Source organism: Testudinibacter sp. P17/SS/0325, from assembly GCF_053570765.1.
This window is the reverse complement of sequence record NZ_CM131635.1, coordinates 961850-980710: the sequence shown is the minus strand read 5'-3', so window position 1 is coordinate 980710 and position 18861 is coordinate 961850. Positions and strand designations below refer to the sequence as shown.

14 protein-coding genes, 2 tRNA genes and 3 rRNA genes are annotated in these 18861 nt (G+C 48.2%); 8 read left to right on the top strand and 11 right to left on the bottom strand.

The genetic code is table 11. From position 1 onward, the window contains the following. Nucleotides 1-97 precede the first annotated feature (97 nt). Nucleotides 98-1360 carry a glutamate-5-semialdehyde dehydrogenase gene (gene proA / locus ACWA50_RS04655; RefSeq protein ID WP_431054144.1) on the bottom strand — a complete coding sequence of 421 codons (1263 nt, stop codon included), beginning with the start codon at nt 1358-1360 and terminating at the stop codon, nt 98-100. Between the two features lie 136 nt (nt 1361-1496). Further along, nucleotides 1497-2645: a glutamate 5-kinase gene (gene proB / locus ACWA50_RS04650; RefSeq protein WP_431054290.1), complete on the bottom strand. Its 1149-nt coding sequence runs from the start codon at nt 2643-2645 to the stop codon at nt 1497-1499. A 126-nt stretch (nt 2646-2771) separates the two neighbouring features. Between proB and ACWA50_RS04645 the strand changes: the two genes are divergently transcribed. The 3 genes from ACWA50_RS04645 to folA are packed head-to-tail and all read left to right on the top strand — an operon-like array spanning nt 2772 to nt 4534. Then, on the top strand, nt 2772-3563 hold the full coding sequence (locus ACWA50_RS04645) for a threonine/serine exporter family protein (protein ID WP_431054143.1): 792 nt from the start codon (nt 2772-2774) through the stop codon (nt 3561-3563). Nucleotide 3564: 1 nt separating this feature from the next. Continuing rightward, the gene (locus tag ACWA50_RS04640) at nt 3565-4032 is read left to right on the top strand and encodes a threonine/serine exporter family protein (protein WP_431054142.1); all 468 of its coding nucleotides are present in this window, start codon (nt 3565-3567) and stop codon (nt 4030-4032) included. 16 nt (nt 4033-4048) lie between these two features. Beyond that, complete coding sequence (gene folA, locus ACWA50_RS04635; RefSeq protein WP_431054141.1) at nt 4049-4534, top strand: type 3 dihydrofolate reductase; 486 nt, start codon at nt 4049-4051, stop codon at nt 4532-4534. 44 nt (nt 4535-4578) lie between these two features. Here folA and efp read toward each other — a convergent pair whose 3' ends face one another. Further along, nucleotides 4579-5145 carry an elongation factor P gene (efp, locus tag ACWA50_RS04630; RefSeq protein WP_431054140.1) on the bottom strand — a complete coding sequence of 189 codons (567 nt, stop codon included), beginning with the start codon at nt 5143-5145 and terminating at the stop codon, nt 4579-4581. Nucleotides 5146-5215: 70 nt separating this feature from the next. Here efp and epmB point away from each other — a divergent pair, with 70 nt between their 5' ends. The 3 genes from epmB (at nt 5216) to ACWA50_RS04615 (ending at nt 7956) form a co-directional block, all read left to right on the top strand. Then, entirely contained in the window at nt 5216-6259 is a 1044-nt protein-coding gene (epmB, locus tag ACWA50_RS04625; protein WP_431054139.1) for an EF-P beta-lysylation protein EpmB, read from the top strand. Between the two features lie 93 nt (nt 6260-6352). Next, nucleotides 6353-7483 (top strand): LysM-like peptidoglycan-binding domain-containing protein, encoded by a 1131-nt coding sequence (locus ACWA50_RS04620; RefSeq protein WP_431054138.1) that lies wholly within the window; start codon nt 6353-6355, stop codon nt 7481-7483. A gap of 71 nt (nt 7484-7554) precedes the next feature. After that, the gene (locus ACWA50_RS04615; RefSeq protein WP_431054137.1) at nt 7555-7956 is read left to right on the top strand and encodes an MliC family protein; all 402 of its coding nucleotides are present in this window, start codon (nt 7555-7557) and stop codon (nt 7954-7956) included. Between the two features lie 48 nt (nt 7957-8004). Here ACWA50_RS04615 and ACWA50_RS04610 read toward each other — a convergent pair whose 3' ends face one another. Beyond that, nucleotides 8005-8868: a YicC/YloC family endoribonuclease gene (locus tag ACWA50_RS04610; protein ID WP_431054136.1), complete on the bottom strand. Its 864-nt coding sequence runs from the start codon at nt 8866-8868 to the stop codon at nt 8005-8007. 127 nt (nt 8869-8995) lie between these two features. On the opposite strand from ACWA50_RS04610, the gene rph reads away from it, so the two are divergent. Together rph and pyrE are read left to right on the top strand one after the other, a co-directional pair. Continuing rightward, complete coding sequence (rph, locus tag ACWA50_RS04605; RefSeq protein ID WP_431054135.1) at nt 8996-9715, top strand: ribonuclease PH; 720 nt, start codon at nt 8996-8998, stop codon at nt 9713-9715. Nucleotides 9716-9735: 20 nt separating this feature from the next. Beyond that, nucleotides 9736-10377: an orotate phosphoribosyltransferase gene (gene pyrE, locus ACWA50_RS04600; RefSeq protein ID WP_431054134.1), complete on the top strand. Its 642-nt coding sequence runs from the start codon at nt 9736-9738 to the stop codon at nt 10375-10377. Nucleotides 10378-10561: 184 nt separating this feature from the next. On the opposite strand, the gene rrf is transcribed toward pyrE, so the two are convergent. The 7 genes from rrf to ACWA50_RS04565 form a co-directional block, all read right to left on the bottom strand. After that, nucleotides 10562-10677, bottom strand: a 5S ribosomal RNA gene (gene rrf / locus ACWA50_RS04595). 214 nt (nt 10678-10891) lie between these two features. Continuing rightward, nucleotides 10892-14279, bottom strand: a 23S ribosomal RNA gene (locus ACWA50_RS04590). Between the two features lie 421 nt (nt 14280-14700). Then, a tRNA-Ala gene (locus ACWA50_RS04585) sits at nt 14701-14776 on the bottom strand. Between the two features lie 197 nt (nt 14777-14973). Continuing rightward, nucleotides 14974-15050, bottom strand: a tRNA-Ile gene (locus tag ACWA50_RS04580). A gap of 75 nt (nt 15051-15125) precedes the next feature. Continuing rightward, nucleotides 15126-16665 (bottom strand): 16S ribosomal RNA (locus ACWA50_RS04575). Together the 16S, 23S and 5S rRNA genes with 2 tRNA genes alongside form the textbook arrangement of a ribosomal RNA operon. 358 nt (nt 16666-17023) lie before the next feature. After that, nucleotides 17024-17116 (bottom strand): methionine/alanine import family NSS transporter small subunit, encoded by a 93-nt coding sequence (locus ACWA50_RS04570; protein ID WP_431054133.1) that lies wholly within the window; start codon nt 17114-17116, stop codon nt 17024-17026. Further along, nucleotides 17113-18624: a sodium-dependent transporter gene (locus ACWA50_RS04565; RefSeq protein WP_431054132.1), complete on the bottom strand. Its 1512-nt coding sequence runs from the start codon at nt 18622-18624 to the stop codon at nt 17113-17115. Before ACWA50_RS04565 ends, ACWA50_RS04570 begins: the two co-directional genes overlap by 4 nt. Nucleotides 18625-18861 lie beyond the last annotated feature (237 nt).

Here is an 18861-nt window from a genome sequence, read left to right as displayed (position 1 = left end):
TAAGTATTTAATCTACAATCGTAAAATGCGAAGTGCGGTTCGGACTGATATATAATCCGCCCCCTACTTTATAGATTACAGCGTTCTGATTCTATGTTTAAGCACGGCTCAAATAATCCCCATAACACACCCATTTATAGGTGGTTAAGGCTTCCAAGCCCATCGGACCGCGCGCGTGCAGTTTTTGCGTGCTGACCGCCACTTCTGCGCCCAAACCGAATTGTGCGCCGTCGGTGAAACGGGTGCTGGCATTCACATACACCGTTGCCGAATCCACTTGTTTGACAAATTTGCGCGCCAACGCTTGCGATTCGGTGAGAATGCCGTCGGAGTGGTGGCTGCCGTATTCTTGGATATGCACAATCGCTTGGTCAATATCCTCGACAATCATCACATTCATATTGTTACACAACGCTTCGTTACGTAGCTTGTCATCGCTGACCGCACTTGCCTCGGCACCGCATTGCAACAACAGTGGCAAGGCTTCTGTATCGGCGAAATAACGGACTTTTTTATCGGCAAGTTGCTGTACCAAGTGTGGTATAAATTCGGCGGCGATATTGCGTTGCAGCAGCAAGGTTTCCAGTGAATTACAGGCACTCGGGCGTTGGGTTTTGGCATTGTCGATTACTGCCAAGGCACGCGTCAGATCCGCACTTTGTTCGACAAACAGATGGCAAATGCCGATTCCGCCGACAATCACCGGAATGGTCGAATGCTCTTTGCACAGTTGGTGCAAGCCTGCGCCGCCGCGGGGAATAATCATATCGACATAGCGATCCAGTTTCAGCAGTTGCATGACCAAAGTGCGGTCGGGATCGATAATCGCCTGCACCGCTCTTGCCGGCAAACCGGCTTGTTGCAGGGCGTCTTGCACCACCTGTAACAACACCTCGTTGGTATTTCGGGTTTCTTTACCGCCGCGCAAAATCACCGCATTGCCGGTTTTTAAACACAGCGAAGCCACATCAATGGTCACATTCGGGCGAGCTTCATAAATGGTTGCGACTACGCCCAACGGCACGCGCACTCGTTGAATCGAGAGTCCGCTGTCGAGCGCACCGCCGTCGATCACCTTGCCGACCGGATCGGCAAGCGAAATCACATGGCGTACATCATCGGCAATCCCTTGCAAGCGTGCGGAAGTGAGTAATAAGCGATCAATAATCGCCGCACTGATCCCTTGTGCTTCGGCATTGGCAATATCAAGCGCATTTGCCGCCAAAATTTCCGCTTCGCGCGCTTGCAACTGATCGGCAATCACCTGTAACGCTTGGTTTCTTTCCGCGCCGGACAATTGCGCCAACTCAAACGCCGCTTGCTTGGCTTGTTTGCCCATTTTCACTAAATCGATTGTCATTTTTCTGTCCTTTCTAGCTGTATTATCGTGCAACGCCGTCATTCCCGTTATCACCTGTAAAAAACGGAAGAACAAGGCGGAAAGCGCAGCTGAAGTAGGGCTTCAGCGAGCATTTCCAACACAGTTATTCCGTTTTTTAGACCGATAAAAGTACCATATCATCACGGTGGATCGCAACGGCACCATATTCATATCCCAGCGTGTGTGCAATCTCCGCCGATTTCTTGCCTTTGATTAACGTCAACGCATCACTGTTATAGCACGCCACACCAATCGCAATATCTTTGCCTTGTTGAGTGCGGATCCGCACCACTTCGCCGCGCGAGAAACGCCCTTCGATTTGGACAATCCCGGCAGGCAATAACGACCGTTGCTTTTGCAATACCGCACTTTCCGCCCCTTGATCGATCACCAACGTGCCGGCCGACGGCGCGGCAAACAGCCATTGTTTGCGGCGTTGCAACGGTGATAACAAGGCATTAAATTTAGTACCGATGGCTGCACCCTGTGCCAAATCGACAATCACATTCTCTTGGCTGCCGGGCGCGATAATGGTTTCAATTCCGGAACGGGTGGCAATATCGGCGGCGGTGATTTTGGTGCTCATGCCGCCCGTGCCCAAACCCGATACGCTGCCACCGGCAATCGAACGGATATGCTCGGTGATTTTATCCACACAGGGAATCAACTGTGCCGCTGGGTTGGCGCGAGGATCGCTGTCGAATAAACCTTGCTGATCGGTAAGCAAATAAAGTTGATCGGCATTCGCTAAAATCGCAACGAGAGCCGACAGATTATCATTGTCGCCGACTTTAATTTCTGCCGTCGCCACCGCATCGTTTTCATTAATAATCGGGATAATGTTGTTATCTAATAGGGCATTCAACGTGTCGCGCGCATTGAGGAAACGCTCGCGATCTTCCAAATCGGCACGGGTCAGCAGCATTTGTCCAATGTAAATATCATAAATTTCAAATAAATGTTGCCAAGTTTGGATCAATTGGCTCTGCCCGACCGCCGCCAATAACTGCTTTGAGGCAATGGTCGGCGGCAGTTGCGGGTGGTTTAAATAATGCCGCCCTGCCGCCACCGCACCGGAAGTGACAATCACCACCCGATAGCCCTGTTGTTGCAGTAACGCACATTGGCGCACGATATTGAGCATATGCGGGCGGCTCAGTTTCGGCGACCCTTGGGTCAAAACGCTGGTGCCGAATTTCAACACCACGGTTTTTAGCGTCGTATTTTTTGCCGTGACAGGCTTCTGTTTTGTCTCAATCGTCATGGAATGCGAATCTTTTTGCATAATTCTTGATCTAAAATAAATAACAAAGTGGCGATTACGTTACCATTAATCGGTATAAAAATCATGTAATAAAATTGCTTTTAGCGACGATTATTCGGAGAGATTATGGCGATAAAAAACGCCGCCCTCAGCCAAGCGGCACAGCAAGAAATCACCCGGCTTTGCGTGCATACCGCACTTTTGTTATTGCAACACGGAGCGGAAAGCACCTTAGTCTGCCAAATCGCCACCCGCCTCGGCAAAGCGCTGGGAGTAGAAAGTGTCGAAGTGGCGCTGACCGCCAACGCGGTGGTGCTAACCACCTTACATCAAGGGCACTGTATTACCACCGCGCGCCGAAATCAGGATCGCGGGATTAATATGCATGTGGTGACCGAAGTGCAACATATTGTGATTGCGGCGGAACACCACATTTATGACAGTGCCGTCGTGCGAAAAAAACTGTATAACATCAAGCCGTTAAAATATAACCGTTATTATGTGCTCTTGATGGTCGGTCTTTCTTGTGCTTCATTTGCCCACCTTGCCGGCGGCGACGCGTTAATTTGCCTGATCACCTTTTTGGCGTCCTGCGCCGCGATGTTCGTGCGCCAGCAATTAGCCGGCCAGCATTACAATCCGATGATCGTATTTGCCGCCACTGCCTTTGTTGCGACCGGTATTTCCGGTTTATCATTACGTTTCGGCTTGGGTAACGATCCGCAAATTGCAATTGCCTCGAGCGTCTTGCTGCTTGTGCCGGGTTTCCCGTTCATTAACGCCCTGTCCGATATTTTGAAAGGTTATACCAATATGGGAATCGGACGTTGGGCATTAGCCACGGTGCTGACCTTCGGCGCCTGTATCGGCATCGTATTTGCCTTAAGTTTGTTCAATATCAACCAGTGGGGCATTTGATATGGATTTGCTACTCCGCTTAATCGACGATATGTTTTTCGCCGCCATTCCGGCGGTCGGTTTCGCCTTGTTGTTCAACGTGCCGCAAAATGCGCTGAAATATTGTGCGTTATTGGGCGCACTGGGACATGGTTTTCGCAAACTGTTATTAATCACCATCGATATGCCGTTGCTTTTCGCCACTTTTTTCGCCGCCGCCTTAATCGGGTTTATCGGCGTATATTTGTCGCAGCGCTATCTCGCCCATCCGAAAGTGTTCACGGTGGCGGCGATTATTCCGATGATTCCGGGCGTATTTGCCTATAAAGCGATGATCGCCGTTGTGCAAATCCACCATATCGGCTATTCTGAAGCACTGTTCCAACAAGCCGTCGATAATTTTGTTAAATCCGGTTTTATTCTCGGGGCACTGGCGTTTGGCTTGGCATTGCCCGGCTTATTGTTTTACCGCCAACGCCCGGTTATTTAATGATAGGATCTCCCTCATGCAAATCAGTCTGATTGTCGCCTTCACCCGAAACCGCGTTATCGGCAAAGATAATCAAATGCCGTGGCATTTGCCGCGCGATTTAGCGTGGTTCAAACGCAACACCTTGAACAAGCCGGTGATAATGGGGCGCAAAACCTTTGAGTCGATTGGTCGTCCGTTGCCGAACCGCAGCAATATTGTGCTGTCGCGCCAGCCGTTTGTGCATGAAAATGTAACATGGGCGGACAGCCTGCCAACCGCACTTGGTTTGTGTACAACGGCAGAAGAAGTGATGATTATCGGCGGCGGCGAGTTGTTTAAACAAAGTTTACCGTTAGCCGATAAGCTCTATCTAACCGAGATTCAAACCGCTCTTGAAGGCGATACCTTTTTTCCTGAGATTGACTTAGACCAATGGAAGATCGCCGAGGAAGAAATCGCACCTGCCGATGAGAAAAACGCTTACGCCTGCCGTTTTATGGTGTTAGAAAAGGCGAGATAACAAAAACCGAGCATTTGCTCGGTTTTCAGTTTTAAAACAATCGATTATTTTACGCGAGAAACGTATTCGCCGGAACGGGTATCCACGCGGATCACTTCGCCGATTTGCACGAACAATGGCACTTTCACCACGGCGCCGGTGCTTAAGGTTGCCGGTTTGCCGCCGGTTCCGGCGGTGTCGCCTTTCAGCCCCGGATCGGTATCCACGATTTCCAACTCAACAAAGTTTGGCGGGGTCACGGAAATCGGCGCGCCGTTCCATAAGGTGACGATACATTCCGCTTGATCCAACAGCCATTTGTCGTTGTCGCCCACGGCTTTGGCATCGGCAGACAATTGCTCGAAGGTTTCGTTGTTCATGAAATGCCAGAAATCTTCGTCTTTGTATAAGAAAGTCAGGTTGGTATCCATCACATCCGCCGCTTCAACCGTCGTGCCGGATTTGAAGTTCACATCCAACACTTTGCCGGAGATCAATTTACGGATACGGGTACGGGTGAACGCCTGACCTTTGCCCGGTTTCACGAATTCGTTTTCGACGATCACGCAAGGTTCGCCGTCTTGCATAAATTTAAGACCCGGTTTGAAATCACTGGTAGAATAGGTTGCCATAATGTCCTCATTACTTGAAAAAAGCCCGATCTTAAGACAAGATCAGATAAAATTTTAATAAAACTCGCATATGATACCGCAAAACACCCACTTTAGAGAAGTGCCAATTCAGCAAAGCGACGATTGGCTCGATTATCTTGCTCATGCCACCAGCGACCCGGAAAAATTACTGCAACAGCTCAATTTAAGCCAAGTGCGGTCTGAACAGGATTTTGCCGCGCGCAAACTGTTTCCGTTGCGCGTGCCGCAACCGTTTATCGACAAAATGGAAAAAGGCAATCCGCACGATCCGTTATTTTTACAGGTGATGACTGCGCAACAAGAATTTTTAGCGGCAGAGGGTTTTAGCCCTGATCCGCTGCAAGAGCAGCAAAGTGCGGTGCCGGGTTTGTTGCATAAATACCATAATCGCGTGTTGTTGATGGTGAAAGGCGGCTGTGCGGTGAATTGCCGCTACTGCTTCCGCCGCCATTTTCCGTATCAAGACAACAAAGGCAATAAACAGAACTGGCAGACCGCACTTGACTATATCGCCGCCCACCCTGAAATCGACGAAGTGATTTTTTCCGGCGGCGATCCGCTGATGGCGAAAGATCATGAGTTAGCCTGGTTGCTGACCGCACTTGAACAAATTGCCCATGTAAAAACGCTACGTATTCATACGCGTTTGCCGGTGGTGATTCCGCAACGGATTACCACCGCACTTTGCCAACGTTTGTCGCAGTCGCGCTTGCACAAAGTGTTGGTCACCCATATCAATCATCCGAATGAAATTGACCGCACTTTAATCGACCATTTGGAGCGCCTAAAAGCGGCAAATGTGATGTTGTTGAACCAAGCTGTGCTGCTAAAAGGAGTGAACGACAATGCGCAAGTGCTAAAACAGTTAAGCGACAAACTATTTGACGCAGGCATTTTGCCTTATTACTTGCATTTGCTGGATAAGGTGCAAGGGGCGGCGCATTTTTATTTGGACGACGAACAAGCATTGGCAATTTATCGCGAGCTGCAAAAAATCAGCTCCGGTTATCTGGTGCCGAAGTTGGCGCGTGAAATTGCCGGCGAGCCGAATAAAACCCTATTTGGGGCAAATTTTGATAAAAATTCAGAATAATTCCAGCAAAAACTGTTTTTCTTTTGTCTAATTCCTTTAGAATAGACAAATATTTTTATTGATAAAAACGTATTTTTACATTTGAGGTGCAGTGTGACTTCTGACAATCCGCAGAAAACCGGCGATAACGACGTATCGTCTCATGAAAAACAAAACCAATTAAAATTTGAATTTAGCAACATGGAGCCAATCACTCCAAAAAAACCGATTGAAGAAAAACCTTCATTTTTGGATAAAGCCAAAGGGCTGTTACCAAAACGTGAACACAAGGAGGAAAGCGTGAACCCGACGAATCCACAACAACCGACACAAGCCGCAAACATGGAAGCGAATGTTGAAACCATCAGTGAAACCGCAGCGGAAACCGCCAATCTCAATGCAGGCAGCGCAAAACGCGAACCGTTAAGCCAACGCTTGAAAAAACCGGAAACTTGGGAACTGCTCAACCGTTTGCCGGCTAAACACCGCCGTCTATTTATCGCGTTGTTGGCATTAATCTTAGTGCTGTTGATTTTCTTTTGGCTGAAGCCAAGTTCCACCACCACCGTCGATGCATTGCAGGCGCAAAATGCCAATTCGTTACCGATTGAATTCCAACCGTTGAACCAATCGGAAGAGGACGTTGTCAATCAGCCGCTAGAGCAAAATGCCGAAGCGAATGTCCTATTGCCAAATAATACTGCCGGGCAAAGTGACAGCGGTGTCCCGACACCTTCTGACAGCACAGCCAATAGCGCCGCGGCAACTGCTTTAGCGCAACAAACTCAAAGCGCACAAACTGAAACCGCTCAATCCGCAACACAAGCGGCGCAAGTAGCACAACCGGCAAAAAAAGCAACGGCAACACCAACGCGTAATACCGCCGGCGTAGCAAAAGAACCGGTGAAAAAAGCGGAAACCAGCAAAGCGACCAGCGCGCCAAAAACCACTGCATCGGCAAAAACAAACAACACTGCCGCCGCAACAGAAAGCACGAGCAGCCGCACATTGACCATTCCGCAAGGCGTCAGCTTAATGCAGGTGTTCCGCAACAATAATCTGAATATTGCCGACGTCAACGCCATGACCAAAACCAACGGCGGTGAAAAAGCGTTAAGTCGTTTCAAACCGGGTGATAAAGTCACTATTCAACTGAATTCGCAAGGACGGGTCAACCGCCTAACCTTACAAAACGGCGCTTCCTTTAGCCGTAACAGTGACGGCAGTTACAGTTACAAGCCATAAGTCTGGAGCGCCATGATCCCTTGATCATGGCGCTTTTCGTTTTCGATTTTATATTTACAAGAGAAGATCCTATGCTAAAACCGCTTCTATTCAGCACAACTCTGTTGTTTCTGTCTGCTTGTCAATATATGAATGCCGCACCACAGACATTACAACCGATTCAACAAAGCACCTCTGCGTCTAGCGTTTCCAATAAAACCTTGCCAAGCCAAAATGTGACGTATATTTATCACTGCGCCAATGAAACCGAGATTAAAGTGGTTGTATTAAATGCCTTGGCAATTCAACAACACTCAAAAAATCCGTCAATTCAATTGACGTTTAAAGGCGTTAGCCAACACTTACAACCGATAGTGTCCGACAGCGGTAAACGTTACGCCAATATCCAATGGAACTGGTGGGAAAAAAGCGAAAGTGCGGTCTTGAGCAACAGCTTGGGCGAGGTGATTGTCAAAGGCTGCGTGCGGGAGTAAATATAACTGCGGTTATGCGTTAAAGAACATAACCGCACTTTGCCAACCTTATTCCAAATTCTGAATTTGTTCACGCATTTGTTCAATCAACACTTTTAATTCCACCGCCGAATTGGTGATATCCGCATTGATCGATTTTGAGGCAAGGGTGTTGGATTCTCGATTCAATTCCTGCATCATAAAATCCAGTTTACGCCCGACAGCACCGCCTTTTTTCAAAATCGAAGTCGTTTCTTTCACGTGCATTTGCAGGCGATCCAACTCTTCCGCCACATCGACCCGTTGCGCCAACAATACCATTTCCTGTTCTAAACGTTGCGGATCGGCTTGCAGTTGAATTTCATCAAAACGTTGTTGCAGTTTGTCCCGTTGCCATTGCAGAATTTTCGGCATTTGCGACCGCACTTTGTCCGCTTCAACGTTGATCGCCTCAAGCCGTTGTTGGATAATCTCTTGCAATTTCTGCCCTTCACGTCCGCGCATGGCGACAAATTCATCAAGCAGTTGATCAAAGCCGTTTAGCAGATCTTGCGCGATTTGATCCAAATCTTGCTCCGGCGTTTCAACCACGCCCGGATAACGCAATACATCGGTTAAATTGATTTCCCCTTCACCGGTTTGCTGTTTCAGCCATTGCAGCGATTTCAGCACCTGCTGCGCTAACGGCTGATTCAATTGCAGCTCAAGTGCGGTTTGCTGCTTTAATTCCAAACGCAGATTGCACTCCACTTTTCCGCGCGTAATCCGTTGGCGGATCTTCTCACGCAGATTATTTTCCAAGCCGCGAAACTGCTCCGGCAAACGGAAAAAATTTTCCAGATAGCGTTGGTTGACAGAACGAATTTCCCATACGGCATTGCCCCAATCCTGTTTCAGCGCCAGACGGGCGAAAGCGGTCATACTGTAAATCATAATTTTTCCTTTATTCGATGATTAAACCGGTTGTATTGTACTGATTCTTTGCTGCACTGTCGTGTCTAAAGTGCGGTTTGGTGTTAGAATAGCGGCGTTTAATTCAAATCTATTATGGAGAATACCGATGCGTCCAAACGATCGCCCTGTACAAGCCACCCGCCCGATTAAAATCAGCCGCCACTATACCAAACACGCCGAAGGTTCGGTATTGGTTGAATTCGGCGACACTAAAGTGCTGTGTAACGCCAGTTTGGAAAACAGCGTGCCACGTTTCTTAAAAGGGCAGGGGCAAGGTTGGATCACCGCCGAATACGGCATGTTGCCGCGCTCGACCAATGTCAGAATGCAGCGCGAAGCGGCGCGTGGTAAACAAGGCGGGCGCACTTTGGAAATTCAACGTTTGATCGGGCGTTCTCTGCGCGCCATGATTGATTTGACCGCACTCGGCGAACGCACCATTACCGTCGATTGCGATGTAATTCAAGCCGACGGCGGCACGCGCACCGCGGCGATCAGCGGAGCATGCGTGGCGGTGATTGATGCGGTCAATACCTTACTCGCCAATGGCGATTTAAAAACCAACCCGATTAAAGGCTTGGTTGCGGCGATTTCGGTCGGCATTGTCGAGGGAAATGCGGTCTGCGATTTGGAATATGCGGAAGATTCCGCCGCCGAAACCGATATGAATGTCGTGATGGCAGAAGACGGGCGCATGATTGAAGTGCAGGGCACGGCAGAAGGCGAGCCGTTCAGCCATGAAGAGTTATTACGGTTGCTGGATTTGGCGAAAGGCGGTATTGAGCAGATTTTTGCGGTACAGCGTGCGGCATTAAATGATCACTAATTTATCGGTAAGGTCTCTTTATGCAGGATTACAAACAACAATTTATCGAATTCGCCCTCAGCCGCAATGTCTTGAAATTCGGTGAATTCACCTTAAAATCAGGGCGTATCAGCCCCTATTTTTTTAATGCGGGCTTGTTCAGCACCGGTAACGATCTGGCGCGCCTAGGCGAGTTTTATGCCGCCGCCATTCAAGCGGCGCAATTGGATTACGATGTGATTTTCGGACCGGCATACAAAGGTATTCCGATTGCGACAACGGTATCCGTGGCGTTGGCAAGCCGCTTTGCTGTCGATAAAGCCGTCTGTTTTAATCGCAAAGAAGCCAAAGATCACGGCGAAGGCGGCAATTTAATCGGCAGCCCGTTACAAGGCAAGGTGCTGCTGGTCGATGATGTGATTACCGCCGGCACGGCGATTCGCGAATCAATGCGGCTGATCGCCGCTAATCAGGCGCAATTAAGTGCGGTAATGATTGCATTAAACCGCCAAGAACGCGGACAAGCCGAACTCTCCGCCATTCAAGAAGTGGAACGGGATTATGGTTGTCGCGTGCTATCGATTATCAATTTCGACGATCTGTTGCAGTTCTTACAAACCAATCCGAACTATCAACAATACCTACCCGCAATGCAGGCATATCGTCAACAATACGGCGTTTGATAACCACTTTCAGGCTGATTATTACCAAAATTCAGCCTGTTGCCATACTTTTCTCATTGAACTTCACTGCAAACCGCACGGGTATTTCTTCGTATTGCTTAGCCTTCTTGCCTCAGGCTTTTTCCGCCCAAACGCAAAAAAGCCCTTCGCATGACTGCAAAGGGCTTTTGTTCTATTCAATAATATCCGGCGGTGTCCTACTCTCACATGGGGAGACCCCACACTACCATCGGCGTTACGGCATTTCACTTCTGAGTTCGGCATGGAATCAGGTGGTGCTACCGCACTATCGCCGCCGGAATAATTCGGCTTGATTGTCTTTGTTTCTTCTTACTTTGTTTTGTTCTCTATTTTTTATTCTTTCAGCGTTTCTTTCGCTGTTATTCCTATTCGGTCACAAGCTAATCTGATTCAAACTCCTCGAGCCCTACTCGAGCTTCTGACTTCGCTCTTTCGTCTCTTGTCTTTTCTTACAACTTTCTCTCGGCTTTTGGGTAAAACCCTTGAGCGTTGTATGGTTAAGCCTCTCGGGCAATTAGTACGGGTTAGCTCAATGTATCACTACACTTACACACCCCGCCTATCTACGTCTTCGTCTTAAACAACCCTTACACACTCTAAGTGTGGGAAAACTCATCTCAAGGCAAGTTTCGTGCTTAGATGCTTTCAGCACTTATCTCTCCCGCACATAGCTACCCCGCAATGCTTCTGGCGAAACAACGGGAACACCAGCGGTGCGTCCACTCCGGTCCTCTCGTACTAGGAGCAGCCCCTTTCAATTTTCCAACGCCCACGGCAGATAGGGACCGAACTGTCTCACGACGTTCTAAACCCAGCTCGCGTACCACTTTAAATGGCGAACAGCCATACCCTTGGGACCTACTTCAGCCCCAGGATGTGATGAGCCGACATCGAGGTGCCAAACACCGCCGTCGATATGAACTCTTGGGCGGTATCAGCCTGTTATCCCCGGAGTACCTTTTATCCGTTGAGCGATGGCCCTTCCATTCAGAACCACCGGATCACTATGACCTGCTTTCGCACCTGCTCGACATGTCCGTCTCGCAGTCAAGCTTGCTTATACCATTGTACTAACCTCACGATGTCCGACCGTGATTAGCAAACCTTCGTACTCCTCCGTTACGCTTTGGGAGGAGACCGCCCCAGTCAAACTACCCACCAGACACTGTCCACGACCGCGTGCCGCAGTCTGTGTTAGAACATCAAACCTTAAAGGGTGGTATTTCAACAACGACTCCATATTAACTGGCGTTAATACTTCTCTGTCTCCCACCTATCCTACACATCAAAATTCAATGTTCAGTGTCAAGCTATAGTAAAGGTTCACGGGGTCTTTCCGTCTAGCCGCGGGTACACCGCATCTTCACGGCGATTTCAATTTCACTGAGTCTCGGGTGGAGACAGCCTGGCCATCATTACGCCATTCGTGCAGGTCGGAACTTACCCGACAAGGAATTTCGCTACCTTAGGACCGTTATAGTTACGGCCGCCGTTTACTGGGGCTTCGATCAAATGCTCTCACATCATCAATTAACCTTCCAGCACCGGGCAGGCGTCACACCCTATACGTCCACTTTCGTGTTTGCAGAGTGCTGTGTTTTTAATAAACAGTTGCAGCCAGCTGGTCACTTCGACTGACTTCACCTCTATCCGTTAAGGACTTCAATTACCGTCAGCGCACCTTCTCCCGAAGTTACGGTGCTATTTTGCCTAGTTCCTTCACCCGAGTTCTCTCAAGCGCCTGAGTATTCTCTACCTGACCACCTGTGTCGGTTTTCAGTACGGTTTATGATAAGATAAGCTTAGCGGCTTTTCCTGGAAGTGTGGTATCGGTTACTTCGACTCCGTGGAGTCTCCCCGTCACGCCTCTGATATAAATGACCGGATTTGCCTAATCATCCATCCTACACGCTTGGACCGGGACTTCCGTCACCCGGATAACCTAACCTGCTCCGTCCCCACATCGCTCTTATCACAAGTACGGGAATATTAACCCGTTTCCCATCGACTACGCTCTTCAGCCTCGCCTTAGGGGCCGACTCACCCTGCCCCGATTAACGTTGGACAGGAACCCTTGGTCTTCCGGCGAGGGGGTTTTTCACCCCCTTTATCGTTACTTATGTCAGCATTCGCACTTGTGATACGTCCAGCAGCCCTCTCGAGCCACCTTCTTCCGCTTACACAACGCTCCCCTACCCAATCAGATGACAGATTTCAGACGTCAGGTTTCGGTGTTTTACCAAAACCTTGTAACATCTTCGCAATTTCTTCGTATTCATTACGCCATCTTTGCCAATCTTGTTCATCTACATATTTCAAGTCATAACAGTATCTTAACCAAACTCGCATTTCATCAGCACTGCCTATTGCCATGCTAAGAAATCGATTTAAATCCGCTTTAGTACGTTGCCTTGCAAAACCTTCGGCTAAATTTGCACAAATGCTTTTGCTTGCCCGTCTAACTTGGTCTCCTAACGCATATTGCTCTATCTTAGGAAAATCCAAGCTCGCTTGATGAATTTCCAACGACACTTTATAAGCGCGTTGAAACACCTTCAAATCTTCAAACTTGATTGCCATACTGTCTCCTGACATCTGAAATCTGTCATCTGAATGCCGCAGCTTCGGTGCTATGTTTTAGCCCCGTTACATCTTCCGCGCAGGCCGACTCGACTAGTGAGCTATTACGCTTTCTTTAAATGATGGCTGCTTCTAAGCCAACATCCTAGCTGTCTAAGCCTTCCCACTTCGTTTCCCACTTAACATAGACTTTGGGACCTTAGCTGGCGGTCTGGGTTGTTTCCCTCTTCACGACGAACGTTAGCACCCGCCGTGTGTCTCCTAGATATTACTCTTCGGTATTCGCAGTTTGCATCGGGTTGGTAAGTCGGGATGACCCCCTAGCCGAAACAGTGCTCTACCCCCGAAGGTATTCGTCTAAGGCTCTACCTAAATAGATTTCGGGGAGAACCAGCTATCTCCCGGTTTGATTGGCCTTTCACCCCCAGCCACAAGTCATCCGCTACTTTTTCAACAGTAGTCGGTTCGGTCCTCCAGTTAGTGTTACCCAACCTTCAACCTGCCCATGGCTAGATCACCGGGTTTCGGGTCTATATCGTGCAACTCTTCGCCCAGTTAAGACTCGGTTTCCCTTCGGCTCCCCTATTCGGTTAACCTCGCTACACAATATAAGTCGCTGACCCATTATACAAAAGGTACGCAGTCACCCCCCCTTAAGCCCACTGCTTGATTTTTTATTGTTGACCAACTTGCTGCGCAAGTTGTTAACCATCAAGTGCGGTTGTTTTATCCTATCCTTCAATAGGCTTAAGTGGGGGGCTCCCACTGCTTGTACGTACAGGGTTTCAGGTTCTATTTCACTCCCTTCACCAGGGTTCTTTTCGCCTTTCCCTCACGGTACTGGTTCACTATCGGTCAGTCAGGAGTATTTAGCCTTGGAGGATGGTCCCCCCATCTTCAAACAGGATTTCTCGTGTCCCGCCCTACTTGCTGTTAGCTTAGTACCGTAACTGTGCCTTCGGATACGGGATTATCACCCTCTGCGATTGAGCTTCCCAACTCATTCTCCTAACTCACTTACTATCACTAACGGCTTCTCCGTGTTCGCTCGCCGCTACTTACGGAATCTCAATTGATTTCTTTTCCTCGGGGTACTGAGATGTTTCAGTTCTCCCGGTTCGCCTTGTTAACCTATGGATTCAGTTAACAATAGTAGATTCTTCATCTACTGGGTTTCCCCATTCGGATATCGTGGAGTGATAGCGCTTCTTATCAACTCCTCCACGCTTTTCGCAGATTAGCACGTCCTTCTTCGCCTCTGACTGCCTAGGCATCCACCCTGCACGCTTCGTCACTTAACCATACAACCTCAAGAATTTTTATACCGCACTTTCATTTCAACTAACCACTTTCGTGCCCGTTTCGTTCAGTCCGCTTTCCATTCCCAAAGCCGTCTTCCATTGACTCGTGCGTAAGTTTCCCTACGCTGACCTGCTCAGTGCCTTTTCTCACCAAACAAGCCCAATTCGATTCTCGATTGCTCGATTTTCGAATACTCAGCTCTTACGTCCTTTCGAACGCTTGAGTTCTCTTCAGTTTTTAGCTTGTGTCCAAATTTTTAAAGAACAAATCGGTTTTTCAACCAATACTCAATCCTCTTAACCGCACTTTAGGTTTTTTAATCCCTCATAAAGCGTTGGCTAAGAAAACTCACTATTAATCAATAAACCCTTATCACCGATACTTCAGTCATTACTGACCTCGTTGTGACAAGTTAAAGCGTGGTGGAGCTAAGCGGGATCGAACCGCTGACCTCCTGCGTGCAAAGCAGGCGCTCTCCCAGCTGAGCTATAGCCCCTTTCTTTTCCCGTATTTAGCGATATCAGGTTGAAATCGAGAAGCGCAGTGTGCGAACAGCACATGGGCATCGCAGATATTCAAGATGATGAAGCTAAAAGCCAATTCGCTTATTCAAAAGCGATTTGAGGTGAGAAACGCAGTATGCGCGAGCATATGAGTATCGCAACCCTCAAAGCGGTGCAGAATAAGTAGAATTGGTAGGCCTGAGTGGACTTGAACCACCGACCTCACCCTTATCAGGGGTGCGCTCTAACCACCTGAGCTACAAGCCTATCTCTCTATACGGTCTGTCTTCTTTTCTATCAAACAATCTGTGTGAACACCTATACAAAATCATCAGTCATATATAAGGAGGTGATCCAACCGCAGGTTCCCCTACGGTTACCTTGTTACGACTTCACCCCAGTCATGAATCATACCGTGGTAAACGCCCCCCTTTCGGTTAAGCTATCTACTTCTGGTACAACCCACTCCCATGGTGTGACGGGCGGTGTGTACAAGGCCCGGGAACGTATTCACCGCAACATTCTGATTTGCGATTACTAGCGATTCCGACTTCATGGAGTCGAGTTGCAGACTCCAATCCGGACTACGACGCACTTTAAGAGATTCGCTTAAGCTCGCACTCTCGCCTCCCTCTGTATACGCCATTGTAGCACGTGTGTAGCCCTACTCGTAAGGGCCATGATGACTTGACGTCATCCCCACCTTCCTCCGGTTTGTCACCGGCAGTCTCCTTTGAGTTCCCATCTTTACATGCTGGCAACAAAGGATAAGGGTTGCGCTCGTTGCGGGACTTAACCCAACATTTCACAACACGAGCTGACGACAGCCATGCAGCACCTGTCTCTAAGTTCCCGAAGGCACAAGCTCATCTCTGAGCTCTTCTTAGGATGTCAAGAGTAGGTAAGGTTCTTCGCGTTGCATCGAATTAAACCACATGCTCCACCGCTTGTGCGGGCCCCCGTCAATTCATTTGAGTTTTAACCTTGCGGCCGTACTCCCCAGGCGGTCGATTTAACGCGTTAGCTTCGAGAGCCACCCATACAGGCAACCCCCAAATCGACATCGTTTACAGCGTGGACTACCAGGGTATCTAATCCTGTTTGCTCCCCACGCTTTCGCACATGAGCGTCAGTCTTTGTCCAAGGGGCCGCCTTCGCCTCCGGTATTCCTCCACATCTCTACGCATTTCACCGCTACACGTGGAATTCTACCCCTCTCTACAAAACTCTAGATAAACAGTATGAAATGCTGTTCCCAAGTTAAGCTCGGGGATTTCACATCTCACTTATCTATCCGCCTGCGTGCCCTTTACGCCCAGTTATTCCGATTAACGCTCGCACCCTCCGTATTACCGCGGCTGCTGGCACGGAGTTAGCCGGTGCTTCTTCTGTGACTAACGTCAATTGCTCTGTCTATTAAACAAAACACCTTCCTCATCACCGAAAGAACTTTACAACCCGAAGGCCTTCTTCATTCACGCGGCATGGCTGCGTCAGGGTTCCCCCCATTGCGCAATATTCCCCACTGCTGCCTCCCGTAGGAGTCTGGGCCGTGTCTCAGTCCCAGTGTGACTGGTCATCCTCTCAGACCAGTTAGAGATCGACGGCTTGGTGAGCCTTTACCTCACCAACTACCTAATCTCACTTGGGCTCATCTTATGGCGGGTGACCCGAAAGTCCCACCCTTTAATCTCTCGATATTACGCGGTATTAGCTACAGTTTCCCGTAGTTATCCCCCTCCATAAGCCAGATTCCCAAGCATTACTCACCCGTCCGCCGCTCGTCGGCAAAGTAGCAAGCTACTCCCCGTTACCGCTCGACTTGCATGTGTTAAGCCTGCCGCCAGCGTTCAATCTGAGCCATGATCAAACTCTTCAATTCAAGTTCAATCGCTCAACGAATCTCTGACTATAATATTGAAACCACAAAAGTTTCAATTATGAATTTACTATCAGCACTCATTAAGACTTTAGTTTTTTTAAATCTTTAAATTACCAATGCCTTGCACAAGTGCCCACACAGATTGTCTGATATATTGTTAAAGAACAGTCACAACCGCCGGCTTCAAACAGCACACTGCGTCGTTGTGAGGTGCGCATTATAGACATTCAGCGATTCTTTGCAAGAGCTTTTTTTCACTTTTTTGCAAAAAATTTCCGAGCGGCGCTTTTTTAAACGAAAAACCGCACTTTTGTGGTTTTATTCAGCAAAAGTGCGGTTGGATTGTTAAAAATATGGCTTATTCTTTCGGTAAGCGTTTAATCGAAATCACTAATCCGCCCCAAATAATCACGAGGGCAACGGTCATCATGATAATTGCACTGATACTCATTTTTTATGTCCTTTTGTAAAATCAATGGTTTCGTGTTTCCACGCCAATTTAGACAGAATATGGGAAACTACAATCAAGCCAATCGCCATGCCCCAACCGAAGGTATTTACAAACCATGTCGGATAGCCGCCGTAGCCGTTTTTCAACACATCGCTGACTTCGCTTAATAACATGTACGACAGCACCACCGGCGTAACTACGCCGACTACGATTTCCCACCATTTACCCAGTTGGAACGAAGAAACACGGTTAATGTGTTCACGCAGTTGCGGTAAGTTGTTGGTTAAAACAATCGCTTGAATCGAGAACAATGCCACCGCTACGATACCAAATTTATTAACGAAGTTATCGAACACATCCAACATCGGTAAGCCGGTTGTCGTGCCGAATAACAACACCGATGCCAACATCATTGGCACACCGACGATAAACACAGCTTTGGCGCGGCGCGCTTGCAGCTTATCTTGCACCGCCGCGATAATCACTTCTAACACGGAAATTAACGAGGTCAAGGCGGCAAAGGTCAATGAACCGAAGAACAGCACGCCGATAATCCAGCCCGCTTTATCAATAATCGCAGGGAAAGCGATAAAGGCTAAACCAATGCCCGATGTCGCCACTTCCGATACTTGTTGGTTGTTTGCAGTTGCGATAAAGCCCAACGCCGCAAATACGCCGATACCGGCCAACACTTCAAACGAGCTGTTGGCAAAACCAACCACCAAGCCCGAGCCGCTCAAATCCGTTTTTGGTTTGAGGTATGACGCATAGGTAATCATAATCCCGAAACAAATGGATAATGAAAAGAAGATTTGGCTGTAAGCCGCAATCCACACTTTCGGATCATATAATTTAGACCAGTCCGGCGTGAATAGCGCATTTAAGCCTTTCGCCGCACCGTCTAACGTTAATGATGTTCCCACTAAAACAAAGAACATCACCACCAACAACGGCATAATTATCGCGGCAGATTTGCCGATCCCTTTTTTTACGCCGAGCGCTAAGATCCCCAAACAGACCAACCACACCGCAATCAGTGGTCCGGTTACCGTGCCGACAAAATCAAGACTCACGCCGGCATCCGCCATTTGCAACACTTCTTTAAAAAAGAAATCCGCGTGATTCGTACCCCAAGCGCCGGTGAAAGAGTAGTAGGTGTACATCGCCGCCCAACCCAGCACCACCGCATAGTAAGTGCCGATAATGATATTAATCATTACCTGCCACCAACCAAACGTTTCTAAACTTTTGGTCATACGACGGAACGACAACGGGGCTGCGCCACGGTATTTATGCCCGATAGCGTAATCCAAAAACAATAACGGAATCCCGGCGGTCAGCAATGCCACCACATAAGGAATAATAAATGCACCGCCGCCGTTTTCATAAGTGATATACGGAAAACGCCAAATGTTTCCCAATCCGACAGCAGAACCAATCGCCGCAATAATAAAAGCGCGACGACCGGAGAATGTTTCACGTGAAGACGGCGCGTGTTGTTGAGCCATGCTTCAACCTCCTAAAATAATCATGATATGTTAAAATAATTAAGAATAGATAATATCTAAACTTCGCCACTATATAGCATATTTTTAGCCAAAAAAAGCAATTTGTTTTAAAAAAACACTATAAAATTGCTTTAATTGCTATTTTATTCTTTATTAAACCGCACTTTGGCGCATGATAATTTCCTGTGGTGAAACGATGTATCAACATTTTCACCATTTACAATAGCAATTGTTCAA